This is a genomic window from Paenibacillus sp. OAE614, assembly GCF_040546645.1.
GTDB classification, from domain to species: Bacteria; Bacillota; Bacilli; order Paenibacillales; family Paenibacillaceae; genus Paenibacillus_AQ; species Paenibacillus_AQ favisporus.
Map to the genome: position 1 here is coordinate 4,527,426 of NZ_JBEPOD010000001.1, position 15,259 is coordinate 4,542,684.

The 15,259-nt window shown below is 55.1% G+C and carries 14 protein-coding genes; 3 read left to right on the top strand and 11 right to left on the bottom strand.

What is annotated here, in order from left to right:
* Positions 1–105 precede the first annotated feature (105 nt).
* The 9 genes from thrS to ABIE48_RS20930 form a co-directional block, all read right to left on the bottom strand.
* A complete protein-coding gene (gene thrS, locus ABIE48_RS20890; RefSeq protein ID WP_192715665.1) occupies positions 106–2,022 on the bottom strand; it encodes a threonine--tRNA ligase in 1,917 nt (638 codons plus the stop codon).
* A 436-nt stretch (positions 2,023–2,458) separates the two neighbouring features.
* Complete coding sequence (locus tag ABIE48_RS20895) at positions 2,459–3,319, bottom strand: PHP domain-containing protein (protein ID WP_192715863.1); 861 nt, start codon at positions 3,317–3,319, stop codon at positions 2,459–2,461.
* 61 nt (positions 3,320–3,380) lie between these two features.
* On the bottom strand, positions 3,381–4,286 hold the full coding sequence (locus tag ABIE48_RS20900; protein ID WP_145023706.1) for a selenium metabolism-associated LysR family transcriptional regulator: 906 nt from the start codon (positions 4,284–4,286) through the stop codon (positions 3,381–3,383).
* A 171-nt stretch (positions 4,287–4,457) separates the two neighbouring features.
* A complete protein-coding gene (locus ABIE48_RS20905) occupies positions 4,458–4,895 on the bottom strand; it encodes a hypothetical protein (RefSeq protein WP_076169925.1) in 438 nt (145 codons plus the stop codon).
* Positions 4,896–5,211: 316 nt separating this feature from the next.
* Positions 5,212–5,475, bottom strand: a complete 264-nt coding sequence (locus ABIE48_RS20910) for a YlbG family protein (RefSeq protein ID WP_076169924.1) — start codon at positions 5,473–5,475, stop codon at positions 5,212–5,214.
* A gap of 36 nt (positions 5,476–5,511) precedes the next feature.
* Positions 5,512–5,949 (bottom strand): YlbF/YmcA family competence regulator, encoded by a 438-nt coding sequence (locus ABIE48_RS20915; RefSeq protein WP_192715666.1) that lies wholly within the window; start codon positions 5,947–5,949, stop codon positions 5,512–5,514.
* Between the two features lie 114 nt (positions 5,950–6,063).
* Positions 6,064–7,977: a helicase-associated domain-containing protein gene (locus tag ABIE48_RS20920; protein WP_192715667.1), complete on the bottom strand. Its 1,914-nt coding sequence runs from the start codon at positions 7,975–7,977 to the stop codon at positions 6,064–6,066.
* The gene (locus tag ABIE48_RS20925; protein ID WP_145023698.1) at positions 7,974–9,737 is read right to left on the bottom strand and encodes a DNA repair helicase XPB; all 1,764 of its coding nucleotides are present in this window, start codon (positions 9,735–9,737) and stop codon (positions 7,974–7,976) included. Before ABIE48_RS20925 ends, ABIE48_RS20920 begins: the two co-directional genes overlap by 4 nt.
* Before the next feature lie 183 nt (positions 9,738–9,920).
* Positions 9,921–11,096, bottom strand: coding sequence for a M20 family metallopeptidase (locus tag ABIE48_RS20930; RefSeq protein WP_192715668.1), 1,176 nt, complete (start codon positions 11,094–11,096; stop codon positions 9,921–9,923).
* Between the two features lie 206 nt (positions 11,097–11,302).
* Between ABIE48_RS20930 and ABIE48_RS20935 the strand changes: the two genes are divergently transcribed.
* Both ABIE48_RS20935 and ftsW read left to right on the top strand, forming a co-directional pair.
* Positions 11,303–11,650, top strand: coding sequence for a YugN family protein (locus ABIE48_RS20935; RefSeq protein ID WP_192715669.1), 348 nt, complete (start codon positions 11,303–11,305; stop codon positions 11,648–11,650).
* An 11-nt stretch (positions 11,651–11,661) separates the two neighbouring features.
* The gene (ftsW, locus tag ABIE48_RS20940; RefSeq protein ID WP_192715670.1) at positions 11,662–12,921 is read left to right on the top strand and encodes a putative lipid II flippase FtsW; all 1,260 of its coding nucleotides are present in this window, start codon (positions 11,662–11,664) and stop codon (positions 12,919–12,921) included.
* Positions 12,922–13,018: 97 nt separating this feature from the next.
* Here the strand turns inward: ftsW and ABIE48_RS20945 are convergent, their stop codons facing one another.
* Positions 13,019–13,405, bottom strand: a complete 387-nt coding sequence (locus ABIE48_RS20945) for an Asp23/Gls24 family envelope stress response protein (protein ID WP_076169919.1) — start codon at positions 13,403–13,405, stop codon at positions 13,019–13,021.
* A 152-nt stretch (positions 13,406–13,557) separates the two neighbouring features.
* Between ABIE48_RS20945 and cax the strand changes: the two genes are divergently transcribed.
* Positions 13,558–14,631 (top strand): calcium/proton exchanger, encoded by a 1,074-nt coding sequence (gene cax / locus ABIE48_RS20950; protein WP_076169918.1) that lies wholly within the window; start codon positions 13,558–13,560, stop codon positions 14,629–14,631.
* A gap of 214 nt (positions 14,632–14,845) precedes the next feature.
* On the opposite strand, the gene ABIE48_RS20955 is transcribed toward cax, so the two are convergent.
* Positions 14,846–15,136: an Fpa/YlaN family protein gene (locus ABIE48_RS20955; protein WP_076169917.1), complete on the bottom strand. Its 291-nt coding sequence runs from the start codon at positions 15,134–15,136 to the stop codon at positions 14,846–14,848.
* Positions 15,137–15,259 lie beyond the last annotated feature (123 nt).

The window sequence follows — 15,259 nt, forward strand, 5'->3', positions numbered from 1 at the left end:
ACGCCTGTAAGCTTCAGCCCCTATAATAGAAAAGGCTGTATCCTCCGTTCCTAAGAGCGGGTGGGATACAGCCTTTTTTGATGTCTTCCTGATTTATTGTCCCGTTTATTTCTTCCGGATTTCCCGGTTTAAGCGCTCAATGATGTCCGGCAGCTGCTGCATGCCAAGATCCCCTTCGCCCCGCTTGCGGACCGCCGCTGCACCCGCCTCCTGCTCGCTCTTGCCGACGACGAGCACGTACGGCACTTTTTCCAGCTCGGCTTCGCGGATTTTATAGCCCAGCTTCTCGTTTTTGGCGCTGACCTCAACCCGGATGCCCTCTTTCGCAAGCGACTGCTTAACCTGATAAGCATAATCCAGATCGTGCTCGGATACCGGGACGACCTTGGCCTGGACCGGTGCCAGCCACAGCGGAAAAGCTCCCGAGTAGTGCTCCGTCAGAATGCCGATGAAACGGTCAATGGAGCCGTAGACAGCGCGGTGAATGATGACCGGGCGATGCTTCTGGTTGTATTCACCGACATAGCTGAGACCAAACTTCTCCGGCATTTGAAAATCGAGCTGGATCGTCCCGCACTGCCAGCTGCGCTTCAGGGCATCGAGAATATGAAAATCGATTTTCGGACCATAGAAAGCTCCGTCCCCCTCGTTCAGGCGGTATTCGATCCCCCGCCGCTCCAGTACGCTGCGCAGCGACTGCTCGGCCTGCTCCCACAGCTCATCCGAGCCCATGGAATCCTCCGGCCGCGTCGACAGTTCGATCCGGTAAGAGAAGCCGAATATGGCGTACATATAGTCGATCAGGTCGATGACGCCGGCGATCTCCTCCTCGATTTGGTCAGGTCTGACAAAGAGGTGAGCGTCATCCTGGCAAAACGTCCGCACACGCATCATGCCGCTCAGCGCACCCGAAAATTCGTGGCGGTGAACCTGTCCGAACTCGGCCAGCCGGATCGGCAGCTCGCGGTAGGAGCGGAGGCCGCTTTTGAAAATCAGCATATGCCCCGGGCAGTTCATCGGCTTCAACGCATATTCCGTCTCGTCCACCTGGGTAAAATACATGTTGTCCTTGTAGTGATCCCAGTGCCCGGATTCCTCCCACATCCGCTTGTTCATCATAAGCGGGGTACGGACCTCTTCATATCCTCTAGCGGCGTTCAGCTCACGCTCCAGCTTCTCCAGCTCGTTGCGGATAGTCATACCTTTAGGGAGGTAAAACGGCATGCCCGGCGCTTCCTCTGAAAAGAGGAACAGTCCCTGCTCCTTGCCCAGCTTGCGATGGTCGCGCTTCTTCGCTTCCTCGAGCATGTGAAGATGCTCGTCAAGCTGCACCTTCTTAGGGAAGGCGGTGCCGTAAATCCGCTGCAGCATCTTGTTGTCCGAGCTTCCGCGCCAATAGGCTCCGGCTACGCTCAACAGCTTGAACGCTTTGATTTTACCCGTGGAAGGAAGGTGCGGTCCTCGGCACAGGTCCACAAACTCTCCCTGCTCGTAAATCGAAATTTCGGCGTCCTCGGGCAGGTCCCGAATAAGCTCAAGCTTCAGCGGCTCCTGCAGCTGCCCGAACAGTTCCAGCGCTTCCTTCCGGCTGACCGCCTTCCGCCGTATCGGCAGATCCTCTTCCGCGATCCGCTTCATTTCCCGTTCGATCCGGGATAAATCATCGCTCGTCAGCGGGCTTGGAAGATCCATGTCGTAATAAAATCCGTCCTCGATGACCGGCCCGATTCCCAGCTTGACGGAAGATGCTCCGAATAAACGCTTCACGGCCTGCGCCAATAAATGCGCTGTGCTGTGCCGGTACACCTCGATCCCTTCCGGACTGTCCACCGTCACGATTTCAATGCTGCTGTCCTGCTCAACCGGCGTACTGAGATCCACCAGGATCCCGTCAATTTTGCCTGCTTCGGCATTTTTCACGAGGCTGCTGCTGATCGATTCGGCGATGCTCCCCAGCCGGACGCCTTGCTCGAATGCTCTTACCGAGCCGTCCGGCAACTTGACTTGTATTTCCTTGTTCATGTTCTTCCCTCCGTCAAATTCGGTCTATTTGGTGAACGCAAAAAAACGCATCTCATCCCAAGGGACGAGTGCGTTCAGCTCGTGGTTCCACCCTAATTCGACCTGCATCCGACGGTTCATCTGAACACGTACATATGCAAAGTCCTTATTAAGCATCCGATATCGGGGATTAACCGGTTCCTTCTACTGCCGCCGTTTGGACAGTGGGTTCAAAGGGACAGCTGCAAAGGGGTAATTTCTGAACCGGTGTCAGGAGAAGCTTGCACCACTCACTTCTCTCTCTGGGCTGTCCTGGATCGAAATCATGTCTTTGGTCATCGCCTTACTGTTTGTGCTTGTTGCTTGGTTCAACATTATAGTACGGCCTGCAAGCCCGGCGCAAGCCCAATTTTCCAATTTTGCAAAAAAAGGTTAAAACTCGCCCGGGCACCCATGACTATTTTGTTCCCCGTTGAAGCTGTTCCAATACGGTCACCGGGATCGTACGGCTGCCGATATCGCCATGGAAGACGACGCCCTGCCGTTCCCCGTGAAAATCGGAGCCCGCCGTGACGATCAGCCCATGCTCATCAGCCATCCTCAGGTACCGTTTCTCATCGGCCGGGCCGTGGTCGGAATGGTAGACTTCGATTCCGGCAGGTTTCGCTTCCCTAACAATCCGTTCCACCAGCGCGTCATCGCCGTAGATCCCCGGATGGGCCAGCACAGGCGTTCCGCCGGCTTCCCGGATCCAGGCGCAGGCATCCGCAGGTGTGATCCGCGGAACGGATACGTAGGCAGGCGCATCCTCGCCCAAATAGCGGTTAAAGGCGTCCCGCATGTCAGAGGCATAACCCTTCTTGACCAATACATCGGCCATATGCGGCCGCCCGATGCTTTCATCCGGCTTCAGCTCGCGCCCCAGCCCGGCAATGATCTCCTCAAGCGTGATGGAAATTCCAAGCTGCTGCAGCTTCGCGATCATCTGATCGTTACGCCGTTCCCGGGTCTGTCTCAGCTCGGCGAGATGGTTCAAAAACGGCTCATGTGTTATGTCGATGTAATAGCCCAGGACGTGTATATCCTTGCCGCTGGCACGGGTGCTGATTTCGACGCCGGGAACGACGGTGATGCCGAGCCGCTGCCCGGCTTCCAATGCTTCCGGAATGCCTCCCACGGTGTCATGGTCGGTAATCGCCACGGCCGCGAGTCCCTTCCCGTGGGCGATCCGAACGTTCTCCGAGGGTGGCTGCATCCCGTCGGAAGCCGTCGTATGCGTATGCAGGTCACCGTATTTCTGATCTGTGGACAAGTCCATTCCTCCTTCACTCATTCAGCGTCTTAAGCTGTGAAATATTCTTTTAACTGTCGGCTTGGCCCTATTCCCCTTGCTGTTCCTGCTGCTGTTTAAGAAAATTCAGAAAGGTCACGGCAGACAGCGGAAGCAGGGTGGATTTCAAATGAATGGCATAAAACTGCCGCTTAAATTCGGCGTCTCGGATCGGAATGATGGTAACCAGGTTCAGTGCGGTTTCATGCTTGACCGAGGCCGGCGACAGCATCGTAATGCCGAAACCGGCCTCAACGGCGGATTTCACCGCTCCCGTGCTGCCAAGCTCCATCGCGGTCTGCAGGCTTTGTGGATCGATCCCCTTGTGGATCAGCACACTTTCCATCACCTGGCGCGTGCCCGACCCTTTTTCCCGCAGCACAAACGGATAGGCAAGCACTTCCTCCAGCTCGACCGATTCCCGCTCCGCCAAGGGATGGCCGATAGGCACGATCAGCTTCAGCTCGTCCTGCATGACGGGATCGATGACCATATCCGGATGGTGGATCGTCGCCTCGATCAGGCCGAAATTCAGCTGATGCTTCGTAATCTCTTCGATGATCTGTGTGGTGTTCATCACTTTCATCATAATGCTGATGTGCGGATACTGCTGTCCAAACGGACCGAGCAGCCGCGGCAGGAAGTATTCGCCGATCGTGAGGCTGGAGCCGAGCTGAAGCCGGTCCTGCAGCATATGGGTATGCGATGCCATCGCATTGTCCGTTTCCTTGACCAGGGCAATGCTCTTTGCCGCATACGGCAAAAGGGTGATCCCCGCTTCGGTCAGCTCGATCTTCTTGGTGGAGCGGATCAGCAGGCGCGTCCCGAAATATTCCTCCAGGGACTGAATCTGCATCGTAACGGCCGGCTGGGTCATGTGCAGCGCGCTCGCCGCCGCCGAGAAGCTCCCACGTTCCGCCACGGTATAAAAAATGTGGAGCTGGTGAAAATTCATGGCATGCTCTCCCCCTCGTCGTTCTTATATTGTATCCGATTCGGCCGTGAACCACCAACGCCGTTTAACATTTCAGCGGCAGATAAAGACTGCGAAACCCGGCACATGAATCAACAAAAATGAGCATGGCTTCCCGGAGGGGGAATCCATGCTCACGCTTACAAAACGCGGTTATTTCCGCTTGCGAGTATTTTTAATCAACGTCATTCTCCGCGAATGGCGCAGCCAGGAATAATAAGACTTCAGGTCCCTCAGCTCGATCGTCTCCGACATTTTGCCAAGGAACGTCACGATAATCATCTTGTGCAGCGGATTTCCGCTGATGTCGGTTTCCCCTTCGATCTCCGCAAATTCCGCGACGACGACAAGATCCTCGTCAATCAGGTAAACGTCCTTCTCATTCCGGTAGTAGGGAGCGATCCGGCCCTGCTTCAGGCACTCCCACATCCATGCGGCTATATCATCTATACTATGGATATCACTATGAATCCGGTCGTTGTACCTTGTCTTCGCATGATGGGTAATGACGATATCGGCCACCCGCTTATCCCCTAAGGTCACAAAAAAAGGTTCATAGGTGCTCCATCTTTCCATTCCTTTGTCGCGCATGGACTATCACTCTCCACTACATAGGACTTTGTATCTATGTATTTATGCCTATTATATTACATCATTACCACGTTCTTCACAAGCTCCAAACTACGTATCCCGGCATATTTTCATATACGGAAAAGAGGACCGTCGTATCTACACCGTTTCTTTCCGCGCCAATCGGATAATTTCTTAGCCGGATTCACAGGCTTTGCCCGCGCTGAAGCCGGAAGCCATGATCTAAAAAAAGAAGCAGCCGAATCCGGCTGCTTCCTGACAATACGATAACTTTCCAGGTGGGATTGAAACTGATGACAGGCAGATGAACCTCCTACTATAAGCCATAAAATCTGGTCTTATCCGTTACGTCGCTCGAATATTCCGTTTTGATCTCGTTGCGGTAGGAGCGTTCGATTTTACGCACATAGGAAAGGCGCCGGATATTTTTGGCTACTTCCTCGGCCCGGTCCGCATTCACGTACATGACGACATAGTGCATCCGGCGAGATATATAGTGAACGGTCCCGTACTTCTCCAAATTCCGCGCTGCCTTGATATCGCTAACCCAAATGATATACCCCGTCCGTTCTGCAAACATGATTTTCCCACCTCACTTATACTGGCTCTCTATATTTTACCCGCCGCAGGAGCATTTGCCCCCGCCGCCGCATCCTTTAAGATGCGAATCGTTGCCCGGCACCTTGATCGTATCCGATACGGAATAAGCGATCATTTCGGACATTTGGTGCAGCATGTCATCCAAGTTCTGCTCGGCCAGTTTGAAGCGTCTCACTTCCTCGAACTGCTCCAGCTGCTCCTCTACGGCCTTGACCTCATCCTTGGCACTATGGTAATTCGGATGAAAATGGCCGAAACGCTGAGTCTCTTCGAAAAGCTCCTTCTTCTTCGCCAGAAGCCGAACAAGCTCCTGTACGGCCGGATTGCCGCCAACCTGCTGCTTCCAATATAAATAATCGGACACCTCAACCGACTGATTGATCATATCGCCTAATTCATAGGCGTTCATCAGCACGGCTGCCATGTCGACCGTGTTGATCTCCGATACGCTCATGAACTTCATCCCAATTCTATAAGAATGTTCTCCTCCGTCTGGAGTAGACTCTTTTATCATATCATAACCTTTGGCCCATAAGAAGAGGTTTGAATGCACTTCCTGCTGATACCCTCAGGTGAAAGAAGGCACAATCAGCCGGATTTGCTCCCAATCCCCCGGCGAGAGCAGAGCCCCGTCCTCATAACCGTCCCGTTCCGGATCAAAGAGAGTTCCTTCCACCGCCCAAGGGTGGCTCCGAATCGCCCGGGGGATGAATTCCAAACGGCTGCCTCCGCGGGATATGAGCACCTTGGTCTGCCATTCCAAGGCCTGTTCCATAATGTGCTGGGCGGTCGTTCCGTGATAGTTCCGGAAATCCTGGGTCCACATTTTCGGAACCTGCCCGTAACCCGGGAACAGGGACTCCGGCTTCGGAATGTCGGAATCCGGCTCGAAATACTGGATATTCCGGCCGCTGTACACCAGACCGCCGGCGGCGGAAAGCCCGGTTTGGCGGAACTTTTCTTCATCGATCCGCTGCCCTGCCAGGTCCGGTGTGGAGTCATGGATCAGCGGATATGCGGAAACGGTCCGGCCGGGTTCAGCGATCGCCTTTAAGGGCGAGAGTCCCGACGAATCCAGAATTTTCCGCACCTCCGGCACCGCGCCAGGGTTCACGAGAAAATGCTTCGGACCGATCCGCTGCAAATGCCCCATCAGCTTCGGATGCGCTTCGATCCGATCGCCGTCTTCTTCAGCCGAACACGACAGCAGCATGGCTTCCTCAAAGCGGGTCCGGCCGATCTCCCTGCCCCACTGCTCCAAAGCCAGCCTTACGTTCTCCGGGACGCCGCTGCTCGAGAAGTTGTCCAGCAGCTGCGTCATTTCGGCCGCGCTCATGCCGTTCTCCACCGCCCGGGCCGTGCTGCTGCGGGTCAAACGGTATATGGACATCCGTTCGCTCTGTACCCGCTCCGAGCAGGCAAGCAGCTTCCATCGGATCCGGTACGGCACATCCGGTGGAACGATGACGTCAAAATCCGGCTGAACATAGAAGCGACCCTCTTCCGCCATCTCTCGATCTTCGCCGCCCGAAACCAGAACGAAGGCCGGATCCATGGCCCACCGGAAACAGCAGCGTCCGCTGCCGTCCTCACCGGTATCGCCCCAGCCAAACCCCGCCATCGCCGTCATCCATGCCCGGGCTCCCGCTTCCGAAACGGACCGGGTGAGCAGAACCTCCCGCTCCATCCAATCCAGCATATTCGTCATATCGTACCAGACGCCTGGTTGGAAAGAAGGATGGCAAAGAAGGTAGCGGAAATGCTGCAGCGCCGGGCTGTTCATGCCGTATCGGTCCAACACCGCCGGGAGCAGCACCCGGTTCATCTCCTGTTCAGACAGTCCCAGCCACTCGCCGAGCCGCTCCTCTTCCAGCAGAATCCCCTGGCTTTCTTTCACCGCAAGGCCGAGGCACATCATCATATCGAGCAGCACCGCGGCCACAAGCGGATAGGTTTCAGCATGCGCGTATTGGAGCTGCAGCGCTTCAAGGTCGGAATCTTTCAGGTGCACAGCTTCCAGCAGCTTCTGGATATTTTTCTTATGTACCGTTCCTTTCGCCGTTAAGGGAAGCCCATGCTCGGCCGGAGCCGCAAGCGCATGCAGCAGATCCAAGGCGAGGCCCGGCTTGGCTTCGCTGATCCGATGCACATTTGAATCCGGGACAACTTCTGCTTCGGGGGTGAAAAACTGCCGATACAATAGACCCAGGCTTTCCAAAGGAATGTAGTAGAGCTTTTCTCCCCAAGCTTTTTTCACCGCCTGGATCAGGCCGGCTCGTCTCAAGCGGATAAAGGACAGCTCAAGCTCCGCACCGCTTCGGCCGCTGCTCTTCACCGTGGTCCGGGCATCGTCGCTGAACGGCTGCCCGGCAAAACGGACGATCAGCCGTTTAAGCAGCTCGGCATCCTCCGGAGCCAGCGTACGCAGGATGGACCGGATCGCGGATTCCTGCGGCCGGTCTTCGTTCATTTCAGTGCTCATGGTCGGGATGATGCCTCCTTTAGGTCTGGAATGGGACGGTCATTCGCAGGATGGGAAGAAGCCCGCTCATGACTGGACTCAGAACGAAACAGCCCGGGATCCGAATCATATCGGACGGAATACTCGTACCCCTGTTCGACAAGGAAGAGCTGGCGGCGGATGGCAAAGTCCTCTTCTTTGCTTTCTTGGGACACCAGTGCGTAAAAATATGCCCGGTTGTTTTCGGTTTTCGGACGCAAAATCCGCCCTAGGCGTTGGGCTTCCTCCTGCCTGGAGCCGAAGCTGCCCGATATTTCAATCGCCACGGAAGCGTCCGGCAGGTCGACGGCGAAATTGGCTACCTTGGAAACGGCCAGCACTCTGATCTCTCCCCGTTTAAAAGACTCGTAGAGCCTTCCGCGTTCCTTGTGCGCCATTCGCCCCGAAATCAGCGGAATGCCCAGCGATTCGGACAGTTGCTTCAGCTGATCGATATACTGGCCGATAATGAGGATGCTCTCCTCCGGATGCTTAGCGAGCAGCCTGCGAACGACCTCGAGCTTGCCGGGATTTTCGGCGGCGATGCGGAACTTCTCCTTGCCCTCCGCATACGCGTATGCTTCACGCAGCTCCGGCGCCATCGCCACCCTAACCTCCGTGCATTCGACCTTCGCAATCCAGCCCATGGACTCCAGCTCCTTCCAGGGCATCTCGTAGCGTTTCGGCCCGATCAGCGAAAACACATCCTGCTCGCAGCCGTCCTCCCGTACGAGCGTAGCGGTCAGTCCAAGCCGGCGGGTCGCCTGGATATCGGCCGTCGCCCGGAACACCGGAGCCGGCAGCAGATGCACCTCATCGTAAATGATGAGCCCCCAATTCCGTTCGTTAAACAGACGCATATGCTCAAACTCGTCCTCTTTGGAGCGGCGGTGCGTCAAAATTTGATAGGTGGCCACTGTGACCGGGCGCACCTCCTTCTTCTGCCCCGTATACTCCCCGATCTGGGAAGGATCGAGCGTCGTCTTGTCCGTCAGCTCCGCGATCCACTGTCCGACGGAGGTTGCGTTCGACGTCAGAATCAGGCACTCGCACTGCTGCTTCTCCAGCACGCCAAGGCCGATGACCGTTTTCCCGGCTCCGCAAGGGAGCACCAGCACCCCGCTGCCTCCACTCCCGGCCACCCCTTCAAAAGCGTCGGCCGCCGCCTGCTGGTAGTCCCGCAGCGCAAATGAGCCGCCCTGCGCTTTCCAGCCCAACTGCAGCGGCTGTCCCTCATGATATCCGGCCAAGTCCAGGACCGGATATCCGAGCCGCGTCAGCTCCTGCTTGATCCGTCCGCGTCGGACCGCATCAAGCTCCGCCTGCTCCGGCGCGGCGCGCCGCAGCCCGCTGGCCTGCACGGCGGGGATCGCCAGCACCTCATCCAGCAGCTGCGGATCGGATGCCGTCAGGCGGAGCTTCCCGGCTTCCGCCTTCCCCGCCTCGATCCGGAGCTTCCCGTATCTGCCCACCAGGCTGCGGATGTCCTGGATTAACGCGGATGGAACCTCCCATCTGGAAATCGAAGCCAGGGCGTCGACGATTTCCTCTGCGGTCCATCCCAGCGAAGCGGCATTCCACAGCGATAACGGAGTGATCCGGTACGTATGAAACGCAGAAGGACTCTTGACCAGCTCTGCAAAATGGGCCAGCTTCCCGCGGGCTTCCTCAAACCCCGGATGTCCGCATTCCAGCAGGACGGTCCGGTCCCGCTGCACGATGCACGCTTTTGTATCGCTCATCAAATCCCCTTCTTTCAATCCGAATTGTTCTTTCAGCCTTCAAACATATGAAAAAGTTCATCTCCTAGAGCGGAAATGAACTTTTCCTCTTCCATTTCAAGTTTTCCCATCGTCCGCCAAAACATTCGTGCCTTCAGGAACCGTCTCTATGCAAGACCGGGAGACTCGACGGCCCGAGCCTGCCTATTCCCATCCCTGATAGGATTGGGTCATCGTCACCAGCAGCTTGGCGGCGCTCAGCATGGCCGATTCGTCAAAGTCAAACCTTGGATGATGGTGCGGGTAGACAGCCCGAAGCTCTTCGTTGCCTGCTCCCACAAACATAAAGCACCCGGGGATTTCCTGCAAATAGTATGCGAAGTCCTCCGCAGGCATAATCTTCTCGCAGCGCTCCACCTTCGACTCCCCGAACACCTTCGGCGCTTCGTGGAAAAACCTTTCCGTCTCCGCTTCATCATTCACAAGCGGCGGGTAACCCATCAAATATTGAATTTTCGAATCGGCTCCATAAGTCTGCGCCGTAAGCCGGGTTATTTCTTCGATCCGTTCGCGGATAAATTGGCGCGTCTCCTCATCAAATGTCCGTACTGTCCCGGTAATCCGGCACGATTCGGCGATGACGTTCTGCGCGCTTCCGCCCTGGATCGTTCCGATCGTAACGACCGCCGGCCGAAGCGGGTTGACCGAACGGCTGACGATGCTCTGCAGCTGCATGACCAGCGCCGATCCGGCCACCACGCTGTCCACCGTCACGTGCGGCATGCCACCGTGGCCGCCTTTACCGATGATATCGATAAAGAACTCATCCGCTGCCGCCATCATCGGCCCCGGCGTGCTGGCCGCGGTTCCTGCCGGGAACGGCGTCCATAAGTGCACGCCGTACACCGCGTCGGCCCCATCCAGAACGCCGGCCTCGATCATCCCCTTGGCTCCGCCCGGACATACTTCCTCTGCCGGCTGAAATACGAACCGGATCTCTCCGGGAAGATCATCCTTCCGGGCGCTGAAGTATGTCGCCACCGCCAGCAGGATCGACGTATGCCCGTCGTGACCGCAAGCATGCATGACGCCCGGAACTTCGGACGAATAATCGCACGACTTTTCATCCTGGATCGGAAGCGCGTCCATATCCGCCCGCAGCACGACCGTTTTCCCCGGCTTGCTTCCTTTTAATACGCCGACTACCCCATATCCGCCGCCAAACCGCGTCCGGACGTCGATCCCCAGCTCCCGCAGCCTGTCCGCCACGAACGCCGACGTCTTCTCCTCGTGGTAAGACAGCTCCGGGTGCCGGTGCAGATACCGCCTCCACTCCACCATTTGCGGCTGCAGCTTGCTCAGCAATGCTTCTTCTTTCATATGTATCCGTCCTCTCGCCATAGAATGGATGTTAAGTTGCCGATATGTCATCCCACATTGCGGTTGTGAACCCTTTTTTCTATTGTAGCAGAAACGCTTAAGATGGGGTATCGCCCCAATATTGCCAAGGCTTGCACAAGTGTTTAAAACATAATATCATGAGTAAAGAACTTTACAGGCAACCAATAGAGGAGGATTTAGTAACCATGATTTTTGAAAATACGGGACTGGACGGCATCAAAGCCGACCTGGCGTTTATGGACGAAGTAGCCGAGAAAGTAGGCTTTGTCCGCTGGCAGTGGGAATACTACCGCGCTACATATGACTATAAGATCGAAGATAAAAACACCAATTCGGAGTATTTCGTACGGATCAACACCCGTGCGGTGGAGGGCAAGCTGGAACACCCAAGCGCTGTGCTGCAAATTGAAGCTGTGTATATGGGCAAAGCGACCTTCCCTCACGGGCTGGAATACGAAACACCGATTCCGTCGTCCATCATGGGAATTGCAACCAAGAAGCTTCAGCAGTTTAAAGCCGCTTTGGAAGCCTGAGCAGGTCTCTTATGAGAGAAGAAAAACCCCAACAAACCAAGAGAGGGACGCCGGATTTCCAACTGCTCATCCTCACCTTGCTGTTGGTTGGTTTTGGGCTGGTCATGGTATTCAGCGCCAGTTCGAGCTTGGCCATCGCCAGTGAGAAGTTTCACTACGACTCACTGTACTTTACTAAGAGGCAGTTCGTATGGGCAGTTCTGGGCACTGTCGCCATGTTCGTCGCGATGAACATTCCTTACACCAGGTACAAGAAGCTGTTTGCCCCGCTGTTTATCGTGACAGTCATTATGCTAGTACTGGTACTTTTCATAGGGAAAAGCCTAAACGGTGCCCGAAGCTGGTTCGGCGTCGGATCTCTCGGCATCCAGCCGACGGAAATCGCGAAGATCGCGATTATCCTGTATCTGTCCGCTTTGATCAGCAAAAAAGGGGAGCGCTTCCGCGACCTGCGGACAGGCTACATCCCGGTCATGGTTATCGTCGGCTTCGTCGCCGGGCTCATCATGATGCAGCCGGACCTCGGTTCCTGCCTCATTCTGGTGGCCACGAGCGCCCTGATCATCTATGCCGGCGGCGCGAGCCTCAAGCATATGATAGGTTCAGCCCTGCTGCTGATCCTCGGTGCAAGCCTCGTTCTCGGAGCTAACGCCCTGATCAAGTCGGTGTCCCATAGCGGGGAGCAGGCAGTGCAATCGAGCAACTATAAGCTCGGCCGGATTAACGCCTTCTTGGACCCGACTAAGGATCCACAGGGGGAGGGCTACAATCTGCTGCAGTCGCTGACCGCTATCGGTGAAGGTCAGTTGACCGGAGCCGGATTCGGCAAAAGCGTCCAGAAGCTTCATTATTTGCCTAACCCCTATAACGACTTTATCTTCTCCGTCATCGGCGAAGAGTTCGGGTTTATCGGAACGTCGATCTTCCTGATCGTCTATATTTACTTCATCTGGCGCGGAATCATCATCGCGCTGAGGTGCCCCGATCCGTTCGGAACGCTTGTCGGCATCGGGATTATGGGCTTGATTGCCATCCAGGCGTTCATCAACATCGGAGGCGTCACCCAAACGATCCCGCTGACCGGGGTAACCCTGCCGTTTATCAGTTACGGCGGAACTTCCCTGCTGATCATGATGGCGAGCATGGGGATCATGCTCAGCATCTCGCGGATCAGTACGCTGCCGTCGAAGCAGGAGCAGGTGAAGTCGGTGACTGTCAAGAAACCGTCGGTCGCCGTCTCCTCCCGCAATCAGACACGCCGCTTTAACTGAACCTTCAGGGGATACCCTGAAGCGACTCATACCAAAAAGACTAGAGGACGTTGAAGTCCCCTAGTCTTTTTTTCGTCTTATTCATGTGTTCGTGTGCTTATTTGGTGCGCGTAGGTACCTCTTCAATCATGTCATCTTTAAAAGCGACGCCTTCCACTTTCACGTTCACTTCGACCACACGCAGACCGGTCATGCTTTCGACAGCTTCACGCACGTTTTGCTGAAGCATGCGGGATACTTCGTGAATCGGGGTTTCGTACAGCACGATGATTCGCAGGTCAATGGCCGCTTCCAGCTGGCCTACCTCCACCGTGACACCCTTCTGCACGTTTTTTCCGCTCAGGCGCTTGGCCCATCCTTCCGACAAACCACCCGACATAGCTGCAATCCCTGGTGTTTCGAGTGCGGCCAGTCCGGCGATTTTCGCTACGACATCATCTGCAATCCGTATGGTTCCATTCTCTAGTTGGAGTTGTTCCGACATGCTCCATCCTCCTTTACATCCATTATCCGTTATTGTAAATCCTAACAGGCCCAAAAAGCAAATCCCAAGCCCTGCCGATTTGTTTACAACCTTATGCAATTTGGGTATATTGAATAAGAATCGAACTTACATAAGGCAAGAGGTGTCAAAAATTGAAAAAATGGATCAGCCCCACCCTGCTCATCGCCTTCTTTATCCTTAGTGCTGTGGGACATTTCGCAGGCTGGGATGCAACGCTGCAGTTTATTCTGTCCGCGATTTCTGTCATCTTTGTGGCCGGATTTTTGGGCAAAGCGACGGAGAACGTATCGCATTATGCCGGACAGCGGCTCGGTGGATTTCTGAACGCCACCTTCGGTAACGCAGCGGAGCTGATTATCGCCATCTTCCTCGTGAAGGAAGGCTTGTTCGACATGGTCAAAGCCAGTCTGACCGGTTCGGTAATCGGAAACTTGCTGCTCGTACTGGGACTCAGTATTTTTGCCGGGGGACTGAAGTTTAAAGTTCAGAGCTTCAACGTATCATTGGCGGGTATGAACGGCTCGCTGATGCTCGTTGCCGTGATCGCTCTGATCGTGCCTGCGGTCTTCCTGCGCAGCCACTCCATTACCGGAAGCGATACCCAGCTGCTGAGCCTTATCGTAGCTTGTATCTTAATCGTGGCTTACCTTGCCTGGCTGGTCTTCTCGATGATTACGCACAAGAAGTACTTGGCGGATGTCACCGACGAAGAAGATGAAGAGCTGCCTCATGAACGCGAGCCGGAATGGTCCAAGGGCAAATCGATCCTGTATCTCCTTCTGGCGACCGTTATGGTCGCTTTCGTGAGTGAGTGGCTGGTAGATACGCTGGAGACCTTTACGACGCGATTTGGGCTTAGTGAGCTGTTCGTAGGTGCGTTCCTCGTGGCCATCATCGGCAATGCGGCAGAGCACAGTGCGGCCGTCATGCTGGCTATGAAGAACAAGATCGGCGCAGCGGTCGAAATCGCCGTAGGCAGCAGCCTGCAGATCGCTTTATTCGTCGCCCCCGTGCTCGTGCTGGTCAGCTATTTCTTCGGGCCTACCACGATGGACCTGGTGTTTACAACCATAGAGCTGCTTGCGATTGGCGTGTCGGTATTTATCGCCAAGTCTATTATCCAGGATGGCAAAACGAACTGGTATGAAGGTCTGCTGCTGCTGGTCGTATACGTTATTTTGGGCGTATCGTTTTTCTTGGTGTAGCAAGGCAGCTTAAGCTCTTAACCCTGCAAAGCAGGGAAACGCAAAAAAGGCATGCGCTCCAGCGGAGTGCATGCCTTTTTATACGTATAAATTTATAAATCTCGGGACCTCCGATGTGAAGGCCAAGCTGCAACTACTCATCATCGTGTGATACAGGAACAGGCCGTCCCGTACTCTGCATCTTATGTAAGCCTGCTTGCGACAGGCTGATGATTTAGGCTTCCCTGTTGTTCAGGGCTTCATAGAGGTTGGCCAGATTCTTCTCCAGCTCACTGACCAGCTGTTTGCCAGTAAGTTCGGGCACAAGACCGGCACGTACGGCAAAATCAACCTCACGTGAAAATCCGTACATCTGGGTGTCCAGCACTTCCTCATAGAGAGGGCAATAGCGTGTGGCCAGATTCTCCATTTGTACTTCAATAAGCTTCTCTATTTTCTCTGCATCATCTTTCAGCAGATTAATCGCCTTAATATTCAACTGCTCCTGCAGCTCAGATGAAGTCATGCATCTTCCCCCCTATGTCCAAAATCCTACAATTACACCCTTGTATTCTATTCTTAATATTAGACGAAATTGAACACCAATACAAGAACCTGGCCCAGAAAAACGTCCCCGGGAAGCCGAAGG

Excerpts from the sequence above, each read along its gene's own strand:
- thrS (WP_192715665.1), bottom strand. The coding sequence starts at position 2,022 with ATGAACAAGGAAATACAAGTCAAGTTGCCGGACGGCTCGGTAAGAGCA.
- ABIE48_RS20895 (WP_192715863.1), bottom strand. The coding sequence starts at position 3,319 with ATGGACTTGTCCACAGATCAGAAATACGGTGACCTGCATACGCATACG.
- ABIE48_RS20900 (WP_145023706.1), bottom strand. The coding sequence starts at position 4,286 with ATGAATTTTCACCAGCTCCACATTTTTTATACCGTGGCGGAACGTGGG.
- ABIE48_RS20905 (WP_076169925.1), bottom strand. The coding sequence starts at position 4,895 with ATGCGCGACAAAGGAATGGAAAGATGGAGCACCTATGAACCTTTTTTT.
- ABIE48_RS20910 (WP_076169924.1), bottom strand. The coding sequence starts at position 5,475 with ATGTTTGCAGAACGGACGGGGTATATCATTTGGGTTAGCGATATCAAG.
- ABIE48_RS20915 (WP_192715666.1), bottom strand. The coding sequence starts at position 5,949 with ATGAGCGTATCGGAGATCAACACGGTCGACATGGCAGCCGTGCTGATG.
- ABIE48_RS20920 (WP_192715667.1), bottom strand. The coding sequence starts at position 7,977 with ATGAGCACTGAAATGAACGAAGACCGGCCGCAGGAATCCGCGATCCGG.
- ABIE48_RS20925 (WP_145023698.1), bottom strand. The coding sequence starts at position 9,737 with ATGAGCGATACAAAAGCGTGCATCGTGCAGCGGGACCGGACCGTCCTG.
- ABIE48_RS20930 (WP_192715668.1), bottom strand. The coding sequence starts at position 11,096 with ATGAAAGAAGAAGCATTGCTGAGCAAGCTGCAGCCGCAAATGGTGGAG.
- ABIE48_RS20935 (WP_192715669.1), top strand. The coding sequence starts at position 11,303 with ATGATTTTTGAAAATACGGGACTGGACGGCATCAAAGCCGACCTGGCG.
- ftsW (WP_192715670.1), top strand. The coding sequence starts at position 11,662 with ATGAGAGAAGAAAAACCCCAACAAACCAAGAGAGGGACGCCGGATTTC.
- ABIE48_RS20945 (WP_076169919.1), bottom strand. The coding sequence starts at position 13,405 with ATGTCGGAACAACTCCAACTAGAGAATGGAACCATACGGATTGCAGAT.
- ABIE48_RS20955 (WP_076169917.1), bottom strand. The coding sequence starts at position 15,136 with ATGACTTCATCTGAGCTGCAGGAGCAGTTGAATATTAAGGCGATTAAT.